At 32.8% G+C, this 26132-nt stretch carries 21 protein-coding genes, 7 tRNA genes and 1 other RNA gene; 26 read left to right on the top strand and 3 right to left on the bottom strand.

Features of this window, described 5'->3' with window-relative positions; all coding sequences use genetic code 11:
* Positions 1–136: 136 nt before the first annotated feature.
* The 3 genes from MKS83_RS10605 (at position 137) to MKS83_RS10595 (ending at position 3765) form a co-directional block, all read left to right on the top strand.
* Positions 137–943 (top strand): hypothetical protein, encoded by an 807-nt coding sequence (locus tag MKS83_RS10605; protein WP_240583133.1) that lies wholly within the window; start codon positions 137–139, stop codon positions 941–943.
* Positions 943–2766: a DUF262 domain-containing protein gene (locus MKS83_RS10600; RefSeq protein WP_240583132.1), complete on the top strand. Its 1824-nt coding sequence runs from the start codon at positions 943–945 to the stop codon at positions 2764–2766. Before MKS83_RS10605 ends, MKS83_RS10600 begins: the two co-directional genes overlap by 1 nt.
* Positions 2767–2943: 177 nt before the next feature.
* Entirely contained in the window at positions 2944–3765 is an 822-nt protein-coding gene (locus MKS83_RS10595; RefSeq protein WP_240583131.1) for a hypothetical protein, read from the top strand.
* 248 nt (positions 3766–4013) lie between these two features.
* Here MKS83_RS10595 and MKS83_RS10590 read toward each other — a convergent pair whose 3' ends face one another.
* Positions 4014–5108, bottom strand: a complete 1095-nt coding sequence (locus MKS83_RS10590; RefSeq protein ID WP_240583130.1) for a hypothetical protein — start codon at positions 5106–5108, stop codon at positions 4014–4016.
* Between the two features lies 1 nt (position 5109).
* On the bottom strand, positions 5110–5925 hold the full coding sequence (locus tag MKS83_RS10585) for an RNA polymerase sigma factor (RefSeq protein ID WP_240583129.1): 816 nt from the start codon (positions 5923–5925) through the stop codon (positions 5110–5112).
* A 379-nt stretch (positions 5926–6304) separates the two neighbouring features.
* On the opposite strand from MKS83_RS10585, the gene MKS83_RS10580 reads away from it, so the two are divergent.
* From MKS83_RS10580 to MKS83_RS10545, 8 genes are all read left to right on the top strand, one after another.
* Complete coding sequence (locus MKS83_RS10580) at positions 6305–6538, top strand: helix-turn-helix domain-containing protein (RefSeq protein WP_065720411.1); 234 nt, start codon at positions 6305–6307, stop codon at positions 6536–6538.
* 292 nt (positions 6539–6830) lie between these two features.
* Positions 6831–7688 carry an ATP-binding protein gene (locus MKS83_RS10575; RefSeq protein WP_240583128.1) on the top strand — a complete coding sequence of 286 codons (858 nt, stop codon included), beginning with the start codon at positions 6831–6833 and terminating at the stop codon, positions 7686–7688.
* A 3-nt stretch (positions 7689–7691) separates the two neighbouring features.
* Positions 7692–8039 (top strand): STAS-like domain-containing protein, encoded by a 348-nt coding sequence (locus MKS83_RS10570; RefSeq protein ID WP_065720409.1) that lies wholly within the window; start codon positions 7692–7694, stop codon positions 8037–8039.
* Between the two features lie 5 nt (positions 8040–8044).
* Complete coding sequence (locus MKS83_RS10565; RefSeq protein WP_240583127.1) at positions 8045–8563, top strand: type II toxin-antitoxin system VapC family toxin; 519 nt, start codon at positions 8045–8047, stop codon at positions 8561–8563.
* A gap of 172 nt (positions 8564–8735) precedes the next feature.
* A complete protein-coding gene (locus MKS83_RS10560) occupies positions 8736–9788 on the top strand; it encodes a ComEC/Rec2 family competence protein (protein ID WP_240583126.1) in 1053 nt (350 codons plus the stop codon).
* Positions 9789–9790: 2 nt separating this feature from the next.
* Positions 9791–11062, top strand: a complete 1272-nt coding sequence (locus MKS83_RS10555; protein WP_240583125.1) for an ABC-three component system protein — start codon at positions 9791–9793, stop codon at positions 11060–11062.
* Positions 11049–11606: an ABC-three component system middle component 1 gene (locus MKS83_RS10550; RefSeq protein ID WP_240583124.1), complete on the top strand. Its 558-nt coding sequence runs from the start codon at positions 11049–11051 to the stop codon at positions 11604–11606. The genes MKS83_RS10555 and MKS83_RS10550 overlap by 14 nt, the downstream gene beginning before the upstream one ends.
* Positions 11596–14733 carry an AAA family ATPase gene (locus tag MKS83_RS10545; protein WP_240583123.1) on the top strand — a complete coding sequence of 1046 codons (3138 nt, stop codon included), beginning with the start codon at positions 11596–11598 and terminating at the stop codon, positions 14731–14733. The genes MKS83_RS10550 and MKS83_RS10545 overlap by 11 nt, the downstream gene beginning before the upstream one ends.
* 124 nt (positions 14734–14857) lie before the next feature.
* Here the strand turns inward: MKS83_RS10545 and ssrA are convergent.
* Positions 14858–15259, bottom strand: a transfer-messenger RNA (tmRNA) gene (gene ssrA, locus MKS83_RS10540).
* A 245-nt stretch (positions 15260–15504) separates the two neighbouring features.
* Between ssrA and rpsU the strand changes: the two genes are divergently transcribed.
* From rpsU to MKS83_RS10465, 15 genes are all read left to right on the top strand, one after another.
* Positions 15505–15702 (top strand): 30S ribosomal protein S21, encoded by a 198-nt coding sequence (gene rpsU, locus MKS83_RS10535; RefSeq protein ID WP_062697349.1) that lies wholly within the window; start codon positions 15505–15507, stop codon positions 15700–15702.
* A gap of 82 nt (positions 15703–15784) precedes the next feature.
* A complete protein-coding gene (locus MKS83_RS10530; protein WP_240583184.1) occupies positions 15785–16672 on the top strand; it encodes a tyrosine-type recombinase/integrase in 888 nt (295 codons plus the stop codon).
* Positions 16669–16959 carry an HPF/RaiA family ribosome-associated protein gene (locus MKS83_RS10525; protein ID WP_100376782.1) on the top strand — a complete coding sequence of 97 codons (291 nt, stop codon included), beginning with the start codon at positions 16669–16671 and terminating at the stop codon, positions 16957–16959. Before MKS83_RS10530 ends, MKS83_RS10525 begins: the two co-directional genes overlap by 4 nt.
* Before the next feature lie 111 nt (positions 16960–17070).
* A tRNA-Thr gene (locus MKS83_RS10520) sits at positions 17071–17144 on the top strand.
* A 20-nt stretch (positions 17145–17164) separates the two neighbouring features.
* Positions 17165–17245, top strand: a tRNA-Tyr gene (locus MKS83_RS10515).
* An 85-nt stretch (positions 17246–17330) separates the two neighbouring features.
* Positions 17331–17403: transfer RNA gene (locus MKS83_RS10510), tRNA-Gly, on the top strand.
* A gap of 90 nt (positions 17404–17493) precedes the next feature.
* A tRNA-Thr gene (locus MKS83_RS10505) sits at positions 17494–17567 on the top strand.
* A gap of 20 nt (positions 17568–17587) precedes the next feature.
* Positions 17588–17668, top strand: a tRNA-Tyr gene (locus MKS83_RS10500).
* Positions 17669–17753: 85 nt separating this feature from the next.
* Positions 17754–17826 (top strand) — tRNA-Gly (locus MKS83_RS10495).
* Between the two features lie 40 nt (positions 17827–17866).
* Positions 17867–17938, top strand: a tRNA-Thr gene (locus MKS83_RS10490).
* A 283-nt stretch (positions 17939–18221) separates the two neighbouring features.
* Entirely contained in the window at positions 18222–18902 is a 681-nt protein-coding gene (locus tag MKS83_RS10485; RefSeq protein ID WP_240583122.1) for a response regulator transcription factor, read from the top strand.
* Between the two features lies 1 nt (position 18903).
* Complete coding sequence (locus MKS83_RS10480; protein WP_240583121.1) at positions 18904–20268, top strand: ATP-binding protein; 1365 nt, start codon at positions 18904–18906, stop codon at positions 20266–20268.
* 159 nt (positions 20269–20427) lie between these two features.
* Entirely contained in the window at positions 20428–21669 is a 1242-nt protein-coding gene (locus MKS83_RS10475) for a TolC family protein (protein WP_240583120.1), read from the top strand.
* Positions 21670–21672: 3 nt separating this feature from the next.
* Positions 21673–22758 (top strand): efflux RND transporter periplasmic adaptor subunit, encoded by a 1086-nt coding sequence (locus MKS83_RS10470; protein WP_240583119.1) that lies wholly within the window; start codon positions 21673–21675, stop codon positions 22756–22758.
* A gap of 254 nt (positions 22759–23012) precedes the next feature.
* Positions 23013–26111: an efflux RND transporter permease subunit gene (locus MKS83_RS10465; RefSeq protein ID WP_240583118.1), complete on the top strand. Its 3099-nt coding sequence runs from the start codon at positions 23013–23015 to the stop codon at positions 26109–26111.
* Positions 26112–26132: the final 21 nt, after the last annotated feature.

Below are 26132 nucleotides of genomic sequence, written 5' to 3'. Positions count from 1 at the left end.
ATTCATCAATAAAAACTGAATTAAATAGCAAAAAACGAAACTATTTACTGTAAAATTGTCAAAATATATTTACATTAGCAATTGAAATTAGTAAACAATTTCAACATAAATAGACGTAAAAGAATAAATACAATTAATGGCAAATAATTTTGTAGACCACAAAGACAGATGGTTACTCATTGCGAATGGAGAGTTTGAATATCCAATTTTATTTATAAAATCTTGGTTGCCATTTAATGCTTGGTATTGTAACAATTACCCCCATCACAAAAATAAAGATCGTCCAATTTTAGAGGAAATGAAATCGGACAATAATTTATTCAAAACAAGAATAATCGCTTTGCTGCAAAATAGCGATGAAGATTCAACAATTTTTCAAAGTAACTTAGTTAAACTTCATAATTATTTAGAAAGTTATAAAGTGCCCAACGCTTTAGAAAACATTAGCTTTAAATCTTTAAACTACAGAGTTAATCCTAAAACTTCTTTTGTAAAAGCATATAGAAATCACAATTATAAAGTCGAAAATATTACTCCAACACCACCAAACAATTACCGTATTAGAATTGACATACTTAATGCAGGAGGGAGTAATATTTTTTTATATAATCATACAAAATATGATAAAACACACTTAACTTCTGATATTAATTTCATAGCACTGTCACAACAAAAAAAAGATGTTATTCTTGAAGGATTTGCAGCAATTAATCCTAAATTAAAAGAATCCTTAGTTGTTAATAAAAAAAATGAATCTCTAGATACGATATCTCAAGTTTTATTTACAAATGATACCCTTTTATTATCGAACGCAATTATAGAAATTCTTTATAATATTCGTTGTATTCTTTTTCACGGTGAAATACAACCGAGTAAAGATAATTTAAAAATTTATGAACCAGCTTTTTATATGTTAAAACAATTAATAAAATCTCTAGACTAATGAGTTTAAGTAACAATATACAAGCAAATGCTAGAAAACTTTTTGAATTGCTACAAAACAAATACATTGTAGATTACTTTCAAAGAGAATATAAATGGGAGTATAAACATATTGAGCAATTATTAGTTGATTTAGAGGCCTCTTTTTTGTCAAACTACGATAATGGAGATACGATTCAAGACATCAATAGTAAATATAATTCTTATTACTTAGGACCAGTTGTAATTTGCGAGAAAGGAAGTATTCGTTCTATTGTTGACGGTCAGCAAAGATTAACATCAATAACATTACTATTAATTTATTTAAATAATCTTCAAAAAGAAAGTAATGATCCTGAAGATATAATTCCTTTGATTTATTCAAAAAAAGGTGGTCGGAAGACTTATAATATAGAAGTTCCTGATAGAACAAAAATTTTAGAAGCACTGTTTAATAGCGAAGAATATGATTTAAGTGCTGAGACTGACGAATCAATCAGGAATATGTATGAGAGATACACAGACATTTCAAATATCTTCTCTGAAGAACTGAAAAATGAAAAGTTGCCTTTATTTATTGAGTGGCTGAAGGAAAAAGTAGTTTTTGTAGAAATATTAGCTTATAGTGATGAAAATGCTTATACAATCTTTGAAACAATGAACGATAGAGGATTAAACCTTACTCCTACTGAAATGTTAAAAGGTTATTTATTAACACACTTAAAAGATCCAATTAAGATTGATGAACTAAATATAATTTGGAAAGAAAAGATATCGAATCTTCATAAATACTCAACCCAAGAAGATTTAGAGTTTATTAGGGCGTGGTTAAGAAGTCAATATGCAGACACTATTAGAAGTGGTTCAAGGGGTGCAGAGAATGAAGATTTTGAAAAGATAGGAACAAGATTTCATACATGGGTGAAAGATAATCATAAAAAAATTGGCTTATCTAACGCCGACCAGTTCTACTATTTTATAAAGGGTGACTTTGAATTTTATTCTACTTTGTACGAAAAAATCAAAACTTATGAAAACAATTATACAGAAGGAGTTGAAAGATTATATTTAACATCTTATTGGGGCATAGCTTCATCATTAAGTTATCCTTTATTGATGTCCTCTGTAAATAAACTTGATAATGAGGAAATCATACAAGAAAAATTAAAAGCTGTTTCAACATTCATTGATATTTTAATTGTTACAAGAGCAATAAATTATAAAGGTAGTTCTCAATCATTTTTAAGATACATAATTTACACATTAGTTAAAGATATTAGAAATAAGTCAGTTGACGAATTAAGAACAATTTTAAAGGAAAGACTTTCATCAAGTAAAGAGAGCATAAATGAAGTCGATAAGTTTTTCTTCAATAATGGGAACAGAAAATTCATTCATTATTTATTTGCTCGTTGTACATTATATATAGAAAATAAAATTTACTCTAACCAAAAGATTGAAATGAATGATTTAATGGCGACTAGAAAATATAATAGATTTGTACTTACTCCTATTATTTCGGAATATAACAAATATAGTAGTCATTTTGAAAATGAAGAAACATATTATGCAACCGAAAAAAAATTAGGGAATTTTATTTTAATTCCTAATCCCGTGTCTATTGAGTTTATGCCGGATAAAAAAATCAGTAAAGTTAATGTACTTAAGAAAGAATTAAGGCTGTCTAAATGCTTGACTAATAGTTATTATACTAATATCAATGACCAAGATTTTTTAATTCAAAAAGGTTTCAAAGCATTATCAAATTTTAAGGAAGGAATTGATGATAGAACTAATGCGATCAATAATTTGATTAAAGAAATTTGGAGCATTGAGAATATTTAAAAAAATTCTGCGTCCAAGAGCATTATATCAAAATGGCAGGTTTAATGCTCGATTGGATATTCAGTTTTTAAACCAAGTTTAGTGATAAAATATAATTAACTACTTTATAGCTTGATACTTACCTAAGATGTAAACATTAAAGTCATTCCATAGATACAAATCAACTATCGACAGAATATGATAACAAAATTAATGGTTATACAGAAAATAAATGATGATGGAAAACTAGAAGTGTTTCAAATCTCATCAGAAAATTTTCAGTGGACTTTTGAAAATAGAAGGACGAAGGTGCAAGCCGACAAAGAGTATTTCCCTTTTACACTATTTGGAGATATAAATATTTTCCAACGTCAATCCGGAGCTGAAACAAGAATTTATGTAAAGGGAAACGAAATTTCATTCTGTGATGACTATGGTGTTCCTAGTGGTACAGTTGTTGGCATTTTATTTCCAAAAAACTACATTCCAGATATTATTAAATTTAAAGACAAACCATTTATTCCTGTAGGATTTGCAGGACAGGCGATCACAAAACCACCTGGACAAATTCAAATATTATATAACTACCTTGAAAAAAGATGTGCAGTAATATTTAACATACACGAGAATATTGTTTTTGGATTTAAATGCATTGCTAAACTTGTTAGTAGCGAAGAATATCCACGCAACGAGAATATAATTGCTGATGACTTATTCGACATATCGTTAAGCAGAAATTTTTTAAATGTTGATGCGATTACAAATGACGACTTAAAGCTAATAAATGAGTCATTAAACCAAGCCGACCTTGAAGAAATACATAAAACTTTAAATGAGCTTTTAAAGTCTGTAAAGTTTGGAGACAAGGAAAAAAGCAAGTCATTATTAAATAAGGCTGGAGTATTATTACTTAACGGGACAAGTGTTGCAAGTAGTCTGACGACAATTGCTGACAGTTATAAGACAGGGGGAACTGCTCAACAATTTATTGGACGAGTTATAGAATATGTTTCACTTTAGAGAAGAGGAGCCAAAAGCTAACAATTGTAACCATCTAACAACCTTATTTTTCTCAATATAAAAAAATTATATGGAATCTTTTATAATGTTTAAGCGAGGTTTTTAATTTGGAGCGAATCCCATTCTTAGAATATTGAGACTCCTAATTCTAATTGAAAAAGAACCCACGCCGTTGTATATACTTCTAAAGTATTTAGTGAGTGTTCAAGACCTCACCCTGCGGGTGTACAAGCACCCTCTTTATTTTTTTATCCAATAATCAACTCAATACCTGCTTTTTCAGCTTTGTATTTTATTTTGGTCTGCAATTCATAATAACTCCAGTTGCGAAGCACAAACTCCTGTTCCTTTGCAATTCCAATTTTGTCTTCCTGATCTTTGAGAATCAATGTGCCCGCTTGTTGTTTGATACAGAAATCGATAAGTTTTCGGCTATACAGGTGAAGCCGATGACTTACATACCTGCTTTCCAGATTCTCTGTTTTATACAATGCTTTCTGTTTCCTTTTTGCTCCATTTCCCGAACGGGCATAAGCTATTCCTTCTTGAATCCTTTTTTGACTTGCCTGAATTGCAAGCCTGCGATACAAAAACTCTTCTTTTGATCCGATATTGATTCGCACATTATTAGCTTTTGCAACTATTGGATGTTCCAGAGATAGTGAAGCTTCCGCAATGATTTCGGGTTTTAAAAGATGTTCTTCCTTTTCAAATTCAAAAACTGCAAGCCAGAAGATTTTCCTGTCTTTCAATTGGATCTGTGAGTTGCAAAGCTTTATCTCTTCTTTTAGCAGGCGTTCCATAATCACTCGCTTATCAGTGTAGTCTTTTCCTAAGTACGTTTTGACAGGTATCGCAAACATATTGAAGCAAAAAGATTTCATTTCTTCGTCGTATCTCATTTTGCTGATGCATTTAACAGGAAGTGGGATTGGAATGTCTCTTTTATAATTTCTCAATGATTTTGTTCCCTGCCAATAATCGGCTTTATTTTTAGAGAAGGTTGATTGAATAGTATTGTTAAGGCTTCCCAGAATATCTGTCGGGATTTCCCCTTTGAATCGGTCAAACACCATTCGTGCTGTAGTGCCAGTTTTTGAACGGTCAAACATTCCCATCTGATCTTTTTTTTCATCAGCTAACTTGTATTGGATTTCTTCTGTGAGGTAAAAGAAGTCCTTGATCATTTCCTGTACATACAGATGGGAAGCGATTAAGTTTGCCGCTCGGAAACAACGGTTCTGATACCGATAAAGTTTTTCCCACATTTCATTTTTTTGATCCGATGGAACATCGATCAACAACTGAATTTTTCGGGTAAGTGTCATCGTAGATTTTTCCATATCAAATATGTATTTCAGGTTTGTTTCGATTCTGCAAATATTGATAAGCATAAAGAAACTCCCGATGGACTTCCTTCTCAGAAAGTTTGAGTTCTCGTGCAATCATTGCAAATGAAGATTTCTGTTCAAATCTTCTGTTGATAATTTCAATTTGTTGACTGCTGAGTTCAACTTGGTGAAACTCATGTTTCTGAGATTTAATCGGTGACTCTTCAAGAGAATTTCTCTTTAAGATTTTCCTTAAATCATCTATTGCTCTACTTACCTCATTGCTTATATCTTTAACATTACTTCCCATTGCTTCTGCAATGGGTTTGTACTGAAAGCCATATTGAAGGCATAGCTCGATCAAGTGTTTTCTTTTGGGATTTATTACCTTTAATACCTTATTGACTTCATCAAAATCTTTTTGATCGGATTCCTGACGAAGAAGATGTTCTTTGTCTTGCAGAGGATCATATCCGACAAGATAATCTTGATAGTTTTCAAAACTTTCAAGTGAAGCCGTTAAGCGAGCGAATTTATTTTTCGGAGCAGTGAAATAAGATATGCAGTCTCTTTTCAGAACAAACTGCAAAAAGCCAAGGATATGATTTGGAGATTCAATGGAATCACGATGTAGCCAGAGCTTAAGAAATGTATCCTGCACAAGGGTTTCCACCACAAAATCATCATCGAGCATTTGTTTTCCAATCCAGAAAAGGAGTCTTTTATACCGAAAATGAATATGTTCTAATGAGGCGGGATTGCCTTTTTTCAGCAGTTCATATAACTGATGATCGTTGAGCTTTCGGGGTAAGGAGTTTGTTCTTTTCATAAGCAGTGAATTAGATTTGACTATCCATTGAAGAACTGCTTCGATTAACAAGATGAATTCGCTATATCATTGAAAATTACTCACTCACTACATTTTGCCCAAAAGAAAGGCGTGGAACTCATCTTACCGACCGGTGGTACTGGCATACCAAGCAACGATAAGTGAGCCCACGCCGAAGTCGTGGGCACATTTACTTATCCTCTCGTTGCTTTTTGAAAAGTGCCAGTTTTCCAGTCGAGAATCTAAGCAATAGCTTCTATATTTCTTTGAACTATCGCAAAATTACTTTTATAAATAATTTATTCCAAATATAATGAAAATAATTTAATTACGGTCGAACGACCGTAAAATTTTCACCGTAAAATATTTCTTTTGTTGTATGATCGATATAAACGAGAAAATCTGTTCGTATATAACTAAAAATTGGTTGATTCCTTGGCTTAAAGAAAATAAGTCGCAGAACTCGTTTGCTAAAAATCACGATATAGAAGAAAGTACCGTAAGGAAAATCAAGAGCGATAGTACCTATAGAATTCCTGTTGAAACACTTTATAGAATTTGTAAAGCAAGAAAACTTACTCTTGAACAATTTTTTAACCTCATTAATGAGTAATATACCAACGATAATTTGTGTTTTTCATTTTGGGAAAAGATGTATTATTATTCTACCTGATTAATTTCCTATTTTAGATACTATTTATTGAATCGCTTGCTTCTTATTAAAAAAGTAAAGAAGAAACTTCAAGGACGGAAGCGAAATTATAATTGAAAGTTTTTCTATTTCTTTGGTGGTAAAGCGAATTTTAGACAAGATCTTTTTTTTATAGAAAAATAAATAATGAAGAATTGGCACTTTTCGATAAAAAAGATATTTTTTAAATATCTTTGAGTACTTATTTGATAATATGAATACACTGAATTCAATTAATAATACATATAAAAGTTATCAGGATATTATTTCATTTTATGAAGACAATAAAAATGAAATTTTTGATGATATTCATCTAAACATAACATTTTTTTTTGCTGCAAATATGAGTGCCACATTAGGTGCGGTTTTGGATCTATTTATTGAAAACCTTAATGATATTCAATTTGATTATATTACTCCCCAAATAGAAGAAATCTTAAGTAAAAATGATTTTCTTACATATTTTGGCAAGGAAAGAATCTATGATAGTAATCATACCACTATAAAGTATCAAAAGCTAAAACCTTCTGATGGTAAGTATTTTAAAAAATATGTAATAGAGGAACTAATAGGTAGAACCGAACTTCCAACTATGTCTGATGCTTTGAAAGAAAAAATAGTTGAAGCTATCTATGAAATATTTGTCAATGCTCAAATTCATAGTGATACAAAATTTATTTATACTTGTGGACAGTTTTTTCCTAAGAAAAACAGAATTGAATTTACGATTGTAGACACTGGTATAGGTTTTAAAGAAAAGATAAACCAAAGATTTAACTCCAATCTTGAAGCATATCAGGCAATAGAGTGGGCGGTAAGGGATAAGAATACTACTAAAGAAGGTATTACAGGAGGAATTGGACTTGCAGTTTTAAAAGAGTTTATTGAAAAAAATAAAGGGAAAATGCAAATTGTTAGTGGGGACGGATTTTATCAGTTTGATAGTTTGGGTATTAAAACAAAAGTATTTGAAGGCTCATTTCCGGGAACAATTGTAAATTTGCAATTCTGTACAGATGATTTTAGTAATTATTCTTTGGTGGAAGAGATAGATATAAACGATATATTTTAAAAAATGGAAAGTACGACAGTTAGTATAGTTAATACAATTGGTGACGTCTATGGTGTGGAAGCGGAAGATGGTCAAAAAGTTTTTAATCTTATCAAGAAAGCGTTTGATAACAAGTATAAGGTTATTTTGTCTTTCTTGAATGTTGAAATGCTTACTACTGCTTTTCTTAATACTGCAGTCGGACAGTTGTATAAAGATTATCCCGAAGATGTTATCAAAAAATATTTATCGGTAAGTGATATTTCCGATTCAGGAAAAGTATCTCTCAAACGTGTGGTGGATACAGCTAAAATATATTACAAAGACCCTGGTGCTTTGCAAAGAAGCATTAATGACATATTAGAAGACTAATAATTATGGCTAATTATAAATTACAAGATGTCACACTTCTCCAAGGGCGAAAAATCTTTATTGATGCCAATGTATTGATTTATCTTTTTTGGCCGACAGGTTCGCATCATTTTGAGCAAAATTATGCAAGAGTTTTCAGAACTTTATTAAGACAAGGAAACGTACTGTATATAGATTTTCTGGTTATTTCAGAGGTTATCAATAGGGTATTGAGAATTGAGCATTCAAAATTAAATCCCGGAATAAGCTTTAAAACTTTCCGGGATAGTCAGGATGGCAAAGATGCTTTGGATGATATACATACGATAATAAAAGGCAATATCCTTAATCGTTTCGATATCGAAGGAAAGATTTTTAGTAACCAAGAGATTGAGTACTTGATGGTAACAAACGATTTGGATTTTGTTGATAAGGCTACGGTATCTTTATGCTCAGAAAAGTCTATGGTTCTTCTCACTAATGACAGAGATTTCAAAAACTCAGGTTTGGATATTCTCACTGGTAATCCTCATATTTTCAATTAATTATTTCTAACAAAAAATATTCTTATAAAAATCCCTTTATGGGATTTTTTAGCTTGTAATTGAATTAAAAATGTTGCAAATTGAGTAATTTTATGGAGACTTTTTGATATTTGAAAGTTTTTTACGGTTTTCCGTAAATTAATATGATAAAATATTTTTAAATTTCCAAACTATGAAAATTCAATTTTTACAAGCGTTTAATGGTGATTCTATATGGATTTCCTTCACAGATGCTGGAGGTAATAAAAACATTCTGATAGACGGAGGTACATCTACCACTTATTCTTATACGGATAAAAATAAAAAACATAAGGACGGTGCATTAAAACTTTTGATAGAATCCTTAAAAGAAAAAAAAGAAATTCTGGATTTGGTGATTCTTACACATATTGATGATGACCATATTGATGGTTTTTTAAAATGGTTTGGTAAGGACAAAGATGCCATTCAACATATAAAAGAAGTTTGGTTCAATTCCGGTAGAGCAATTAAAAAATATCTCAATGATGTTAAATCTGAAGTTGATTCTTTAAAATTCAAAGAAACTACAATGCTGACTAGTGTAAAACAGGGTGTTGATTTTGAAAATTATATCAGAGATAGAGGTGTTTGGAATGAAAGAGTAACTGCTCAAAAGGATATACTCAACTGGAATGATATTTCCTTTCAAATTTTGTCTCCAGGTAAAGAAAAGCTTGGTAAACTACTTAAGGAATGGCATAAAAAGAAACCTGAATCCTTGCTGGATACTTCCAAAAAAACTGACTATTCAAAAACATTGAAGCAACTAATAGAAGAAGATAGTTTTGAAGAAGATGATGACCCTTATAATGGCAGTTCGATAGCATTTATCCTAAAAAGAGATGAGGAAAATTTTCTGCTTTTAGGAGATTCTCATCCATCGGAAGTTCTGACAGAGCTGGATTGTTTAGGATATGACGAAAACAATAAGCTATCAGTAGATATGATAAAACTATCACATCACGGTAGTAAAAAAAATAATCCAATTGAAATCTTCAAAATAGTTGATGCCGATAAATATATAATAAGCACAAATGGAGATACTCACAACCATCCGGATAAATCTACTATTGCGAGAATCGTAGCTGTAAATCCTGAAGCTAAAATATACTTTAATTATCCCAATCTTATTTCAAAAATAATCTTGGGACAAGATAGAATTGATTTTCCAAATGTTAAATATTTAGGTACAGATTCATTTTAGTTATGAGAGATAGTTTACAGTTTTTCACGGTAAAAGTAGCCGATGGAAGTGGTTGTCTGTTTCAGCCAATCGACACCGAATATAGTTATGTTTTAACAGCTAAACATGTTGTTGATGGTCATAATAATATTGAAATTGTAAGGCAATACATTAATGAAAATGGGCAAGTAGAAAACGAAAGTTTAGAAATTATTGGAAATCCTTTTTTACATATTGACCCTAACAAAGATGCATCCATTATAAAAGTTAAAAAAGTAGATAATATTGACGGTCTTTTAAGAGCGGATTTAGATTTAATAGAAAAAGAAAATTGGTATTTATGCGGACATCCCGAAACTCGTGTAAATGGGAACTTCTCGTATAGAAAAAATAGACTTAAGATTGAAAATCCTGTTGAACTTTACATTGAAGCTGAAATTGAGAAAGCGGTCACACATTCAGAAATTGTAGGACAGTCTGGTGGTGGAATTATCAAATCTGAGAATTCTTGTTTTCTTCTCGCAGGAATACAGAAGAAAATGGCGGTTGAAGATGATGTAGAGTCTATTTCCAGAATTCATTTTTCTCCCTTATCATTTTTTGATGAGATTGTAGAAGAAAATAAGGATGTATTATCTCCTCTTTTTCCTCCATATATAGGAGCATTTAGAACTCTCATTAAGGAAATTTTTCCTTTTCCGAATTTATTACTGAAGCAAGAGTTAATAAGAAATACATTGACTACTATTTCAGAGAATATCTGCAATGGAATAACACCGGAAGAAATAATTACTAAGTATGGAAGTAGATTTTTAATAGAAGGTACATCTTCTCACATTCTATATCATAAATCTTTGTGGAAATCCTTATTAGAATTTTTTACTATTCTTACATTATATGAAGAACCAATTGACTACAATGATTTGTCAAGTGTTCATAAAAAACGGAAAATGTTCATAGCAGATACTGATAATTGGACAAAAAAATTGGAAGAGATTTATAAATCAGATTTATCCGAAATAGAGAAAGGAGGAGCAATTGTAGTTTGTGCGACTAATGAATCACAAACAAATAAACTTGAAATATCATCGGCAGAACTTGCTATTATAGATATCTCTGTACCCATTGATAAGATGAATATTAGTAATACTGTAGAAAATCCTTTCAATGATTTGAGGCTTGTTAACATTTTTAAATTTCAAGATTGTATAATCAATAGTGGCGTTCAATTAGCAAGCATTACAGGAGTAAATTCTAAAACAAAGATTAAAGAATTAACAGATGGAATCATTTGATAAAATAGACTATAACCAAGATATTATAGCTCAGATTAAAAATAATTTTGATGTTCAAGAGGCTATTGTTAGAAATTTGACATTTGGAAGTAATATTCCAGTTATCTTGGTTCAATTCAAAAGCTTGGAGAATTTAGAAAAGCATTGGAAAGAGTTGAATAGTCTGGTAACTGCTGAATACCTTATTAAATTGGATAACGATTTTTCCAAATGGAATTCTTATATCTTTTTTGTTACAGAAGATGTTCCGAAACCTCTAAAATATGAGATTGAAAATAATAAATTCAGCACGAGGAAAATTGTCATTGAAATGGAAACTCCGCTAATTAATGATGATGTAATCAACAATATTATTTCAGAACACATTGTAAATGATGATATTCAGTTTGAAGTAGAATCCATAGATGTTGGTGAATTTTTTAAGAACGATTTGGTAGGTAATATTTTTGATGATTTCATAAAAGATAATCCCAAAAAAGCTGATGACAATACTTTGATAGAACTATTAACCAAAATTGAAACAGGATTAGACAATGAAAATTAAAAAAGTAGAGATTCAGGCTTTCAGAGCTTATGATAAAGCAGAGAACAGCACATTTGATTTTGGAATCAGCGGAGACAAATATGCTGATTTTGTATCATTGTATGCGCCCAATGGGTTTGGTAAAACATCCTTTTATGATGCTGTAGAATATAGCTATACAAATAATATAGATAGATTACTGAAAAATAAAAATAAGGATGTCGCAAAATCTGAAAAGAACATCAACAAAAGTGAAAAGCAATATATACTAAGAAATCGTCTTTCTGATGCAAATTTAGAAAGTTATGTTAAACTTACGACCACCTCTAATGTTTTTAATAAAAAAATACCCGCTCCAAGAAAGAATGCTGCTGATTATAAATTTGACGAAAATGAAACCGAACGTGGATATTTTAGAGAGGTCATTCTTTCTCAAGATTGGATAAGTAGCTTTCTCAGAGAAGACAAACCGGATGAGAGATTTACAAAATTCATAGACTTTTTTGGAGATAAGGATTTGGATAATTATCGCAAGTCTTTGGATGAATTAATAACAAAAAATGAAAAACTTCTAAAATCTCTGCAGAATGATTTAAAAGGAATTCTACCTAAACTAAAATATGATTCAGATATTGAGATATTGTCCAAAATCAATGAAAAAATAAATCTATTAAATGAGTTGGGCAATCACTTCAGAATTGTGGATACTTATACCTCCGGTAAAGATATCTTAGAGTTGTCCAACACGATTTCTGAAAGGAAAAATGATTTAAACCATAATATCAGTAGGTTAAGAGAAGTATTTACTGAGCTTGAACTTCTTATTTCCGGGAATGAAAGAATTGTAAGTTTCAGGGTTTTTAGAGACTATATAAAAGAGCAAACGAATCTTACAGAAAGATTGTCGGCTTTAGCTATAATCAGAACAAAATTTATAAACCTTAAACAGAAGAAAGACCAGATAGAATCTATACAGAATAAGAATAAGGAACTTGATTCTGAAAAAAATCAAAAAGATGGTATAGTAAAAATCTTTCCGGATTATACAAAAATTATTATCCAGATACAGCAAAAGGAAAAAGAGATTTCAGATTTAAAAATAGCAAAAGAAAGTTCTTTGAAAGAAATATCAGAAACTGAGTCTACTTTGAATGAAAATACAGCAAAAACAGATAATTTTCAGAACCTATTGAATGAGGTTGAGAAAAAAATCGAGCAACTACCTGAAATAGTAAAAATTATAGAGAGTAGCCAGAATAATATCACCAAAGTCAATGATGATATAGAACAAAATAATGAAAAATTAGAAAAAGAGAAAAATAAGCTTAAAAGTATTTCCAATAGAATTGAAGAGCTAAAAAAAGCTATTTTAGAAATTAGTAACAAAAATTATCCGTCACAATTTGAAAGTACATTTGAGAAATATAAACTTTATATCGAAAAGATATTAAATTCTGAAAAATCATTAGAGGAAAAAAGCAAACAGTTACAGTCTCTAAACTTTCAAATAGAAGATCAAAAAAGTTTTCAGAAAGATTTGGAATTATTTGTTTCAAAAGGATTATCTATCATCCATGAACAGAGAACAAGTTCGTGCCCGTTATGTAACCAAGACTATAAAACATATAACGATTTGGCCAATGCTGTGTCAAGTAATAAGCTTTTATCACAAAGGATGTCTGAACTTTTAAATGAAAAAAATGAAATTGAAAAATCTCATCAGGAACTGCTAGAAGAGCTGTCAAAAAATGTACAAGAGCTTGTTGTAATAATAGGCAAAGATATTTCAACAGATGAATTGGCTGAAAAGGATTCCCGAGAAAACATTTTGAATATTAATAAAACTCTTACTGAACTTCAGAATAAATTACTAAATGAAACGAGAATTTTGTCTTCTCAAAGATTATTATTGCAAAATAAATCCAAAGAAGAATATGAAACTTGGGCAAAAGAAATCATCAATTCTTATAGAGCTGAATTGGAAGAGTTAAAATCAATAATTCAGGCATTAAACGATAAACTTTTAAAAGGCAGAGAGCAACAGCAAATAATCATTAAGAAATTAGAAGCAGAAGAATCAGGGCTTCAAATATTGGAAAACTCAGATATTTTAAAAGAAATAAGTGATTTTTTCTTGAAAAATTATCCGAATCAGAAAATAGATTCCAAGCAGTTGGTTACCGATTTGGAAAATATTAATGCTGATATTCAAAAGAACCTCAATAGCATAAAAGATTTATCAGATACAATAAAGATATTAGAGACTGAACTTCAGGAATCCAAAGAGGAAAGCGTTACAAACGAAATCACTCAAATCAATGGAACCTTAATTCGGATTTCTGCCAGTATTGATATTTATAAACTGAATGCCGGGAAATATATTAATTATGATATTGATAAAATGGATGAAGATGTTTTTAATGACTCCATTGCGAAATCCAAAGAGGAAAACGAGAAAAAGATATCTGATTATAATGAGGAAATAAAACAATTAGAACTTTTATCAGAACTGAAGGATAATGTTCTTCCTTATTTGGAATTCGAAGAAAATAAGAAAATTGAGAACAATATCAAAAGTAATATTGAAAAAAAGAAAAAGGTTACTAAATTATTAAAGGGAGAAATAGAAAAAGTAAATTCCCATATCGAAAAGCAGATAAAATCTTTCTTCTATGAAGACCTTATCAATGATTTGTATAAAAGAATTGACCCTCATCCCGAATATACAAAAGTGAAATTTATTCCAGATTTTAAAGATGCCAAACCAAAGCTAAACGTATGTGTCTATGGAAAGAATAATTCTGACGATTTTATTATTCCTAATTTATACTTTAGTCAGGCTCAGCTTAATATTTTAAGTCTTTGTATTTTTCTAGCAAAAGCTCTTAATGCAAAAGATGATGACGGCAATTCTATAGACTGTATATTTGTAGACGACCCAATTCAGTCAATGGACAGTATAAATATTCTGTCTACGATTGATTTGCTACGAAGTATTGTTGTTAACCACGAAAAGCAGATAATACTTTCCACTCATGACGAAAATTTTCATAATCTATTAAAGAAGAAAATACCATCTGCCTTGTTCAAATCAAAGTTTATGGAATTAGAAACTTTTGGAAAGGTGAGACAATCTTCAGTGGGGTGATATATTCGTTAATTTGATTATTTTGTATAGAGCAGTATTGTAAGATATTAAAGTATATAATTATAGCACCTCAAGTAGCATCTTGAAATAAAAAACCCTGTAAATCAGTAATTTATAGGGTTTTAAGTGGAGTTGGAGGGATTCGAACCCTCGTCCAAACAAGCAATACATAAGCTTTCTACATGCTTATTCTGCTATTGGTTTTCGACTGAAAACAGAGAGCAGACACCCAACTTTCAGCTTATCTTCTGAGATTTTCGAGTTTTAGCCGAAGCATCTAAAACCTTATTTCCGCATTCCTATATCCCAGGATCAAACGCCGCAGAACAGAGCATTTGTGGAATATCTTGCTCCCTTACTAAAGTCTTCGGGGAAACGCTTGATCTACTATACTTCGATATTAAGCTGCAAGAGCGAACTCTTCGTTGCCAGTTAAAATTTTGTAGCAAGGGATTATAGAGATCGCGCTACGGTTCTCTGCATGCTTATTTATCCATTGGTCTTGCTGTCGAAACCAGTCAACCCCGAATAAAGTGAATGCAAAGATAATTAATTTTTAAATACTATTAATATTTGTTGGCAGCTTTTAATTCAAATGATAAAATGGAAATTTAATATAATAATTATATGAGAGGATTTAAATTTTTAAGTAGATGGCATTAATAAAGGTTTATTTTGATATTTTGAAATTAATATTAATTATATGAGGTTGATTATTTTGTAGTTTAATAAAAAATGTATACTTTTGCAATCCAAAATGAGATGTAATATATGTTAATAATTCCAGTAAAAGACGGAGAGTCTATCGACAGAGCATTAAAAAAATATAAAAGAAAATTTGATAAAACTGGTACAGTTCGTCAACTAAGAGCTAGACAACAGTTTATTAAGCCTTCTGTAACTTTAAGACAAGCTAGATTGAAAGCTGCTCACAAGCAAAGAAATCTTAGCAAGGAAGAACAAGCTTAAGATATTTTCTTAAACACATATTAAATTCACTCTTTAAATACTTATATTTGAAGAGTGAATTTTTTGTTTTTATACTTCAATGATGCTGGATAAATTTTTAGACTATTTACAATTCGAAAAGAGGTATTCTCCTCACACGATTACAAGCTATAAAAAAGACCTGGAAGACTTTTCTCATTTCTATCTTAAAACAGAATCTTCCGACAATATTTCCAAAGCAGACAAAAAAATCATTAGAAACTTTATCGTAGAACTAAGCGAGAATGGTATTTCCAAGAGAAGTATCAATAGAAAGCTCTCTTCATTACGTAGCTTCTATCTTTTTCTTCTTAAGATAGGTGAAATTAAAGTTTCTCCTACGGAAAGTGTTTCTTCCCTCAAATTTTATGCAGAAAAGCAAATTCCCGTCTCTAAAGAGGAAATGCAGATTCTTAGTGATAATGTATTTGATCAAATGAATGATATTTTGGAAAAATGTATCATGGAAGTATTATATCAGACAGGAATTCGTAAGGCAGAGCTTTGTGGTATGGTATTTGAAAATGTTAACTTAGACGGAAACGAATTGAAAATAATCGGAAAAGGTAATAAAGAAAGGGTAATTCCTATTTCCGGAGAGTTGTCAAATTTGTTGAAAAGTTACTTAGATATCCGTAAACCATTGACTGAATATGAGCGCTATTTTTTTGTCAATAAGAAAGGCAAAAAACTCTCTGAAAAATTTGTTTATGTGGTAGTTAATAAGTACCTTAGTCTTATAACAACAAAAGAAAAAAGAAGTCCTCATATCCTTCGTCATAGCTTTGCTACACACGTTTTGGACAATGGGGCGGAGATCTCCAAAGTAAAAAAAATATTAGGTCATTCCAGTCTTGCCAGTACTCAGGTCTATACGAATGCTAATATTGAACAATTGAAAAAAGTGTTTAATCAGGCTCATCCTCGAGCATCAAAAAAAGAAGAATTATGAAGATCACAGTACAATCAATTGGTTTAACTCCTCACGAACCACTAGAATCACACATTGACAAAAAAGTAAGCAAACTTGATACATTTTATGATAAAATTCAAGAATGTAAAGTATTCTTAAAAGTAGAGAATAATGCTGATAAAGCTAATAAAACTGCCGAGATTATTCTGGCGGTTCCGGGAGATGATATTGTAGTAAAAAAGACAACTACCACTTTTGAAGAAAGTTTAGACCTGTGCGTTGATACTGCTAAAAAGCTATTAATCAAGAAAAAAGAAATGGCATAGAAAAAAAGTTAAAAAAAAGTCATTAAAAAATTTGAGAATTCAAAAAATCCGTTCTATATTTGCACTCGCAAAAAGGGAACAGCGATCTTTTGAATTCTTTTTTATTAAAATGCTTCCATAGCTCAGTTGGCCAGAGCACGTGATTTGTAATCTCGGGGTCGTGGGTTCGAATCCCTCTGGAAGCTCTATTTTAATATAAACATGAGGGGAGATTCCAGAGTGGCTAAATGGGACTGACTGTAACTCAGTTGCTTCGGCTTCGTAGGTTCGAATCCTGCTCTCCCCACATTTTATATTAGAAAAAAAGTTGCATAACTAAAGGATTTTTCCTAAGTTTGCACAGCGTTACCAATAGTTTTGGAAACAAAATTGCGGAAGTAGCTCAGTTGGTAGAGCGTCAGCCTTCCAAGCTGAATGTCGCGGGTTCGACCCCCGTCTTCCGCTCAAATATCACACTTGTATTAGCGTGATTTTTTTTACTACTGAAATGATGTAGAGTAGAGTTTCTCACACGTTCAGTCCATTTATTAAAATGCTTCCATAGCTCAGTTGGCCAGAGCACGTGATTTGTAATCTCGGGGTCGTGGGTTCGAATCCCTCTGGAAGCTCTATTTTAATATAAACATGAGGGGAGATTCCAGAGTGGCTAAATGGGACTGACTGTAACTCAGTTGCTTCGGCTTCGTAGGTTCGAATCCTGCTCTCCCCACATTTTATATTAGAAAAAAAGTTGCATAACTAAAGGATTTTTCCTAAGTTTGCACAGCGTTACCAATAGTTTTGGAAACAAAATTGCGGAAGTAGCTCAGTTGGTAGAGCGTCAGCCTTCCAAGCTGAATGTCGCGGGTTCGACCCCCGTCTTCCGCTCAATAAAATCACGCTATTCAGTGTGATTTTTTTAATTAATGCCGACTTAGCTCAGCGGTAGAGTGCTTCCTTGGTAAGGAAGAGGTCACGGGTTCAAGTCCCGTAGTTGGCTCTCGTTTAATCCCGATTTCTTCGGGATATTTTTTTTGCCTGAATTTTTGTATATTTTTTGAAATTATAAATATTCCCAAGAGAGGAAATTAAGCTCTAGTGTAGAATAATGGTTAAACACCCATACTAAAGTTCAATTGTTTTTCATAATATTCATTCTGATGTTCATTTAATTTTTTAATAAAAAGTTTCCACCTTAAAATTTAATTAAAGTATCTGCTTATCCCCACAACTGCATTTACTATCATAAAAATTTTTGTTACATTCGTATAAAATATAGTTTGATGAATATTCTTTTATTGGAAGACGATCTTATTCTTTCGGCAGAGCTTTGTAAATTCCTGGAATCGAATAATTTTACATGTGATAAAATCTATGATGGGGAAACCTTTATCCGTCAGATAAAGAATAATACCTATGATCTGTATTTGCTGGATATCAACGTTCCGAAAATCAATGGGCTGGATGTTTGTCAAACCATTCGTTCTTTTGATAAAAATACTCCGATTATTATTATTTCAGCATATGGCGATCTGTCAGATAAAAAAGATGCGTTCACCAGATTGGCGGATGATTATTTGGTAAAACCTTTCCAGTTTGAGGAATTATTATTGAGGATTAATTCATTACTGAGAAGAAAAGCTCCTTCTGAAACGACCGATCAGGATATTATCAGGATAGATGATTTAATTGTTAATAAAACCGAACAAAAAGTGTATCGTGGCGGAAATGAAATCAGCCTTACCCTGAAAGAATTTCAATTGTTAGTTTATCTTGCAGAAGCGCAGGGGAGAACAGTTTCAAAACAACAGATTACAGAACATGTGTGGGAACACAACTTTAATACGAATACCAATACAGTAGAAGTTTACATCAACTTTTTAAGAAAGAAGATCGATAAAGATTTTAAAATTAAACTTATTCATACGCGTTCCGGTTTCGGATACTATTTAAGTCCATTATAAAATGTCTTTAAAAAGGAAGATAGCACTCAATCTCAGTATTGCCTTTTCATTGCTTTTTGGTATTGTAATGGCAGTTATTTATATGTCCTTTAATGATTTCAGAAGGGATGAATTTAAAGAAAGGTTCAGGCAGAGATTAGAGTTTACTTCACATTTTATTGCCAAATCAAAGGATTTTGAAGAAGAGGCTCCTATTTTTTTTAATGAGAATTCGGATAATATTCTTTTAAACGAAACTATTTTAATTTTTAACGGCCAAAAGGAATTAATTTACAGCACCATCAAAGATCGAAATGTTACCTGGGATAATGCTTTGCTGAAAGAACTTGATGAAAAGAAAATTATTTATTCCGAAAAAACTGTTCCTGAAATCTATGCGGCTCTCAAAACGATCAATGGCGAAAATTACTATATTCTTACCAGCGCATTCGATACCAACGGAAATTCTAAACTGGCATACCTGAAGTACCTTTTGATTACGGCTTATGTAATGAGTACATTGCTCATCGGTTTTTTCAGTTATTATTTTATGGGGCAGTTCTTAAAGCCTTTAGAAGATCTGAACAAAGAAATTTCGGAGGTTACCGCCCATAAACTGACTACTCAAATCCCTGTTCGCGAATCTAATGATGAAATTAATGTACTGGCACAGTCTTTCAACACCATGATCACACGACTGGATGATGTTTTTCAGTCACAAAAAGATTTTACAGCGAGTGCTTCCCATGAAATCCGGACACCGATTACAAGAATGGCTTTTCAGCTGGAGAATTTAATTAAGTTTGAGCAGCATTCTCCGGAAACCTTATCTTCCTTAAAGCAAATTCAGCGTGATGTTTACCAATTGTCGGATTTAACCAATTCGCTTTTGTTATTAACCAAATTCGATAAAGAAAATATCCAGAGTATTTATGAAGAAGTAAGAATAGATGAAGTAATCTTTGAATCTTTTGAAGCAGTAGAGAAAAGTTATCCCAAACTTAAAATGGATTTCCTTATTTCTGAAGATACTTCTGAAGACGCTCTTTTGACAATAAAAGGAGTACAATCTTTACTGGATATTGTATTTATTAATTTATTCAAAAACGCAGCAGTCTATTCCGATGATGTGGAAGTTGATGTTTTAATTACCGAAACTAATGAAAATCTTGTAGTTGATGTAATTTCACATGGAAATACGATTCCTGCGGAAGAACAGTCAAAATTATTTGAAGCTTTCAAACGTGGGAAAAACTCTCAGAATATCTCCGGTTCAGGTCTCGGTTTAAGAATTGTTAAGAGAATTCTGGAGTATCACAATGCTCAAATTGTTTATATATCTCCAGGAGAATTATTAAATAAATTCAGTGTTATTTTCCATAAATAATTTTCACAATAATTTTTTTCATTTGATAAAAAATCAAACTCTTTTTTATAATAATCATTCAAAAAATGAGTATTAATCAGGAATTTTAATTTTTTTTTAAGGATTCTTTAAGAGCTTTTTAATAGCAGAAAGGCAATTTTGTATCATAAAATCAATAAAATGAACAAATTTTCAGGACTGTTCATCGTCATTTCCTCATTCATGGCGGCACAACAGAAAATGTCTCTTCAGGATTGCGAAAAAGCTTTCCAGGAGAACAATTTACAACTGCTTGCGGAACAGTATAACATTAACATGGCTGATGCAGACATTTTGCAGGCCAAAATCTGGGAACTTCCGCAATTGAGCGGACAAATCAATGCATATAATCCTGAAGACCGAAAAGTTTTTGATGTCGGTCGCGCGAAAGGAGCGCAGGTAACGCAGTTGATCTACATGGGAGGCAAGAAAAAAAATGAAATTGCTTTCGCCAAATCCAATAAAGAATTGGCACAGCTGCAGTTTTCCCAACTTCTGGTAGATTTGAGGTCTCAGCTTCGTTCCACCTATTTCGATCTTTATTACGAAAAATTAAAATTGGAAAATACCAATAGGCAGCTCGGTTATATGAACGACCTGTTGGCGGCTTATAAAGTGCAGTCTGCAAAAGGCAATGTCTCTCTGAAAGATGAGGTGAGGCTGCAGAGTATCGTGATTCAGCTGAATAATGATAAGATAGGTATTAATAAAAATATTCTTGAGTTTGAGCAGACTTTAAAAGTCCTGACAGGCGTTACGGATGATATCGAGCCTGAACTTTCAGACTCGGAAGCGATAGATATTCTTGCAGCTCAGCCTTTTGGAGACGAAACAGAATTACAGAAAAAAGCATTGGAAAACAATGCAGATTATCAATATAATTTAAAATTAATAGACAACGGTAAGCTGTATGCTCAATGGCAGAAATCACTGAATGTTCCGGATCTTAACCTTGGTGCAGGATGGGATCAGAACGGAGGAACTTTTAAAAATGAAGTGAATCTTTTGGTGGGGATTCCTTTACCATTATGGAAATCCAATAAAGGAAATGTTGAGAAAGCCAATTTTGCCATTCAGCAAAACCAGAAAAATGCGGATTTCCAGAAATTAAATCTTGAGACTAAAGTTCAGGCGGCTTACAAAACCTGGAAATCACAATATGACCAGCTGGCGCAAATTAAATCTGATGATCTTAATAATATGGAACTGGTATACAACGGAATGCTGAACAATTTCAGAAAAGGGAATGTGAGCCTTATCGAATTTACTGATTTCATGGACAGCTACAGAGAAACAGCTCTTCAGATCTACGATATGAAGAACGGAATCATACAGTCTGCGGAACAATTGAATCAACTAGTACAAACGAAAATCTTCTATTAAACAATGAAAAATTATATAATTCCGGTAATGATAGCTTTGTCAGTTTTATCTTGCTCCAAAAAAGAGGAAACGCCAAAGCAACAGGCAAAAAAAGGTTTTGAACTGAGCAATACCATGCTTCAATCGATTTCTTTAGCTAAAGCTGAAAAAAGATATATAGAAGACGACTATAATTTCTACGGAAAAATCTCGGCAGACAAAAACAGCTATATCGATGTTTATCCCTTGGTTGGAGGGAATGTTTTGAGTGTAAATGCTGAATTGGGAGATCACGTGACGAAAGGTCAGGTTCTGGCGACGATCAGAAGTACTGAGTTGGCGGAAGTTCAGAAAGATGTAAGCGATGCCAAAACCGATTTGGTAGTGGCACAGAATAACCTTCGAGTTGCTAAGGAAATGTATGAAGGAAAACTGAATACCGAGAGAGATGTACTGGAAGCAAAAAGCCAGCTCCAAAAAGCACAGGATCAGTTGCAGAGAGCAAGCGCAGTAAGTACGGTTTATAATGTGAAGAAAGGGAATATTTACAGTGTTCTTGCGCCGATCAGCGGATATATCGTTCAGAAAAATATTAACAAAGATATGCAACTGCGAAGCGACAGAAGTGATAATATTTTCGATGTGGCAAATACCACCAATGTTTGGGCAATTATGAACGTGAATGAGTCGGATATTGATAAAATCAGCCTTGGAATGAAAGCGCAGGTTTCCACATTATCTTATCCGGATAAAGTTTTTGACGGAAAAATTGATAAGATTTTTAAGATCATCGATCCTGAAACCAATGCCATGCAGGCTAGAGTAGTACTGAATAATCAGAACGGATTGCTGATCCCCGAAAGTAAAGCCACAATAAAAGTGACAAGCTCGGAAAATAGTATGGCGCTTACTGTTCCCTCAAAAGCAGTGATTTTTGATGATAACAGAAGCTTTGTAGTGGTCTATAAATCCAGAACTGATGTTAAGGTTAAAGAAGTAAAAGTTCTGAAGCAGGTTGGTGATATTACCTATATTTCAGAAGGTTTGTCTGAAGGAGAACAGGTAATTACCAACAATCAACTGTTGATCTACCGCTCTCTGAATAGTTAAGTTTTATTGTAAACCATTAAGATTTGAATTAACAAATTAAGTTGAATTAAGAAATATCTAAAGATATTTTTAACATTGAGCCTTATCAATTTGCTTGCAAATCATTAATAATTCTAATAGCTTAAATGCTCTTAATGGTTCAAAAGCAAAATTCTTTGCTGAGTGAAAAGCCTTTTCGAACAAAAATACGCAGAAATAATCACCAAAAATCTTTGTGGACTTTGCGTTAAAACAACATCATCAAAAAATCCATCATGAATAAATTCATTAAAAATATAATTGCTTTTTCGTTAAAGAATAAAGCGTTTACCTTTATTTGGGTCGCGGTTTTGGCGGTTGCAGGATTTATAAGTTTCAAAAATATGCCTATTGAAGCTTTTCCGGACGTTACCAATACCCAGATTGTTATCATTACTCAATGGAACGGGCGAAGTGCGGAGGAAGTAGAGCGCTTCGTGACCACTCCCATCGAATTGGCAATGAGCCCCGTTCAGAAAAAAACGAGTGTAAGAAGCACCACGATGTTTGGACTTTCCATTGTTAAAATCCTTTTTGATGACGGAGTGGATGACACTTTTGCCCGAAATCAGGTGAACAATCAATTACGGACAGTAAGTCTTCCGGATGAGGTAGATCCGGAAGTTCAGCCTCCTTACGGACCAACCGGAGAAATTTTCCGATATACTTTGGAGAGTAAGAAGAAAGATTCACGTGAATTATTAACCTTGCAAAACTGGGTAATTGATCGTGCTTTACGGGGTGTTCCGGGAGTTGCCGACATCAACGTATTCGGTGGCCAGGATAAAGTTTTTGAATTGAGTATTGATCCGAGAGCTTTGGATAAATACAATCTGACGCCGCTTCAGGTGTATGATGCTGTCACAAAAAGCAATTTAAATGTTGGTGGAGATGTGATCGAAAAAAACGGACAGGCTTATGTAGTTAGGGGGATCGGTCTGGTAAAATCCGTCGCTGATATCGGAAATATCACAATACAAAACGACAGCGGAAACCCGGTCCTGGTAAAAAATGTGGCCGAAGTTCACGAAAGTTCGATGCCTAGAGTAGGGCAGGCCGGATTGAATAATCACGAAGATACCGTTGAGGGAATCGTTGTCATGAGAAAAGGTGAAAATCCTCGTGAAGTGTTGGTAGGAGTAAAAGCTAAAATTAAAGAGCTCAACGAAAAGATTTTACCAAAAGATGTAAAAATGGTCACTTTCTATGACCGTGATAATCTGATGGATTTCACCACACATACCGTAATGCACAACCTTATTGAAGGAATTGTTTTGGTGACCGTGATCGTTTTGATCTTCATGGCTGACTGGAGAACGACTTTAATTGTTTCAATCATTATTCCGTTATCTCTGTTATTTGCATTTTTATGTTTAAAACTAGCGGGAATGAGCGCCAACTTATTGTCTCTTGGTGCGGTAGATTTCGGAATCATCATTGATGGAGCCGTCGTCATGGTAGAAGGACTCTTTGTAATGCTCGATCATAAAGCTCATAAATATGGAGAAGAACGATTCAATAAATTAGCCAAAGGAGGCTGGATCAAACAGACCGGAACCGGATTGGGAAAAGCGATCTTCTTTTCAAAATTAATTATCATTACGTCATTAATTCCTATCTTCTCATTCCAGAAGGTTGAAGGGAAAATGTTCTCACCATTGGCTTTTACCTTAGGTTTTGCTTTGATGGGGGCTTTGATTTTCACCTTGACATTGGTTCCTGTTCTTTCACATATTCTTTTAAATAAGAATGTTAAAGAAAAAAATAATCCGTTCGTTAACTTCTGGGACAGGATTGTTTTAAAAAGCTTTAATTATACCTTTAAACATAAAAGAATGAGCTTGATCGTTGCCATTTCATTTTTGGCAGTAACCTTATTCTCAGGGAAATTCTTAGGAACGGAATTTTTGCCCCAGTTAAATGAAGGTTCACTCTGGATTACTGCAGAAATGCCGATGAGTTCATCCTTAAAAGAATCCTTAAAAACAGCAGATCTTCTTAAAAAGGATATTATGAGTTTTCCTGAGGTGACTGATGTTCTTGCGCAAACAGGACGAAGTAATGACGGAACTGACCCGAATGGTTTCGGATTTGTGCAGTTTGCGGTAAATCTTAAGCCTAAAGAAGAATGGAAAAGAAAAATCACTTATGAAGAGCTGATCGAAGAAATTGATAAAAAGCTAAGAAACTATCAGGGAATTACTTTTAACTATTCCCAGCCGATTTCCGACAACGTTGCCGAAGCGGTGGCAGGTTTCAAAGCAGAAAACGGAATTAAAATTTATGGTGACAATTTGGAAACACTGGACAGATTGGCTGAAGAAGTTTTAAAACAGATTAAAGATGTAGACGGTGTAAAAGATCCGGGAATCATTAAAAATATTGGTCAGCCGGAAGTAAGTGTTGTTCTTGATAGGGATAAAATGGCGGCTTACGGAGTAATGCCTGCAGACGCACAGGCGGTTTTGGAAATGGCTTTCGGAGGGAAAACGGCTTCAGAAATGTTCGATGGTGAGAGAAAGTTTCCCATCCGTCTTCGTTACTCACAGGAGTACAGAAAAGATGAAAATGATATTGCGGCATTAATGGTTCCTACGCAGGATGGTTCAAAAATTCCTTTAAAGGAGATCAGCAGTATTGTAAAAGATAACGGGGCTGCATTTATTTATCGTGATGATATTAAACGATATATCGGGGTAAAATTTTCTATCCGTGACCGTGATTTGGGAAGTACAATTGCGGATGCTCAGAAAAAGGTTGCTAAGATTGAGCTTCCAGATGGCTATTCAATAGGATGGACGGGACAGTTTGAAAATCAGCAGAGAGCTTCGAAGCGTTTAACGCAGGTGGTTCCGATCAGTATTTTAGGAATTTTCTTCCTGCTATTCATCCTTTTCGGAAATATGAAGGATTCCCTTTTGGTATTGGCCAATGTACCATTTGCTTTAATTGGCGGGATTATCGCGCTTCATATAACAGGAATTAATTTTGGAATCTCTGCCGGAGTAGGGATGATCGCTCTTCTCGGGATCTGTATCCAAAACGGGGTGATTCTGATTACGGAATTTCACCAGAATGTTAAGAATGGGCTGAGTCTTGATGAATCTATATTGAACGGAGTAAAATCCAGGACACGTCCCGTAATCATGACAGCTTTAATGGCATCAATCGGATTAATGCCGGCAGCATTATCCACAGGAATTGGCTCTGAATCTCAAAAGCCATTGGCAATTGTAATTATTGGCGGATTAATCACAGCAACAGTTTTAACCTTATTGATTTTTCCAATTATTTTCTGGATCTTCAACAGAACAAAAAAATCGCAGCAAATCTAACTATTCTTTCATTTATATTAT

Source organism: Chryseobacterium sp. Y16C (assembly GCF_022488405.1).
GTDB classification, from domain to species: domain Bacteria; phylum Bacteroidota; class Bacteroidia; order Flavobacteriales; family Weeksellaceae; genus Chryseobacterium; species Chryseobacterium geocarposphaerae.
Note: the sequence above shows the minus strand (reverse complement) of the source record. Positions and strands in the feature narration are given on the sequence as shown.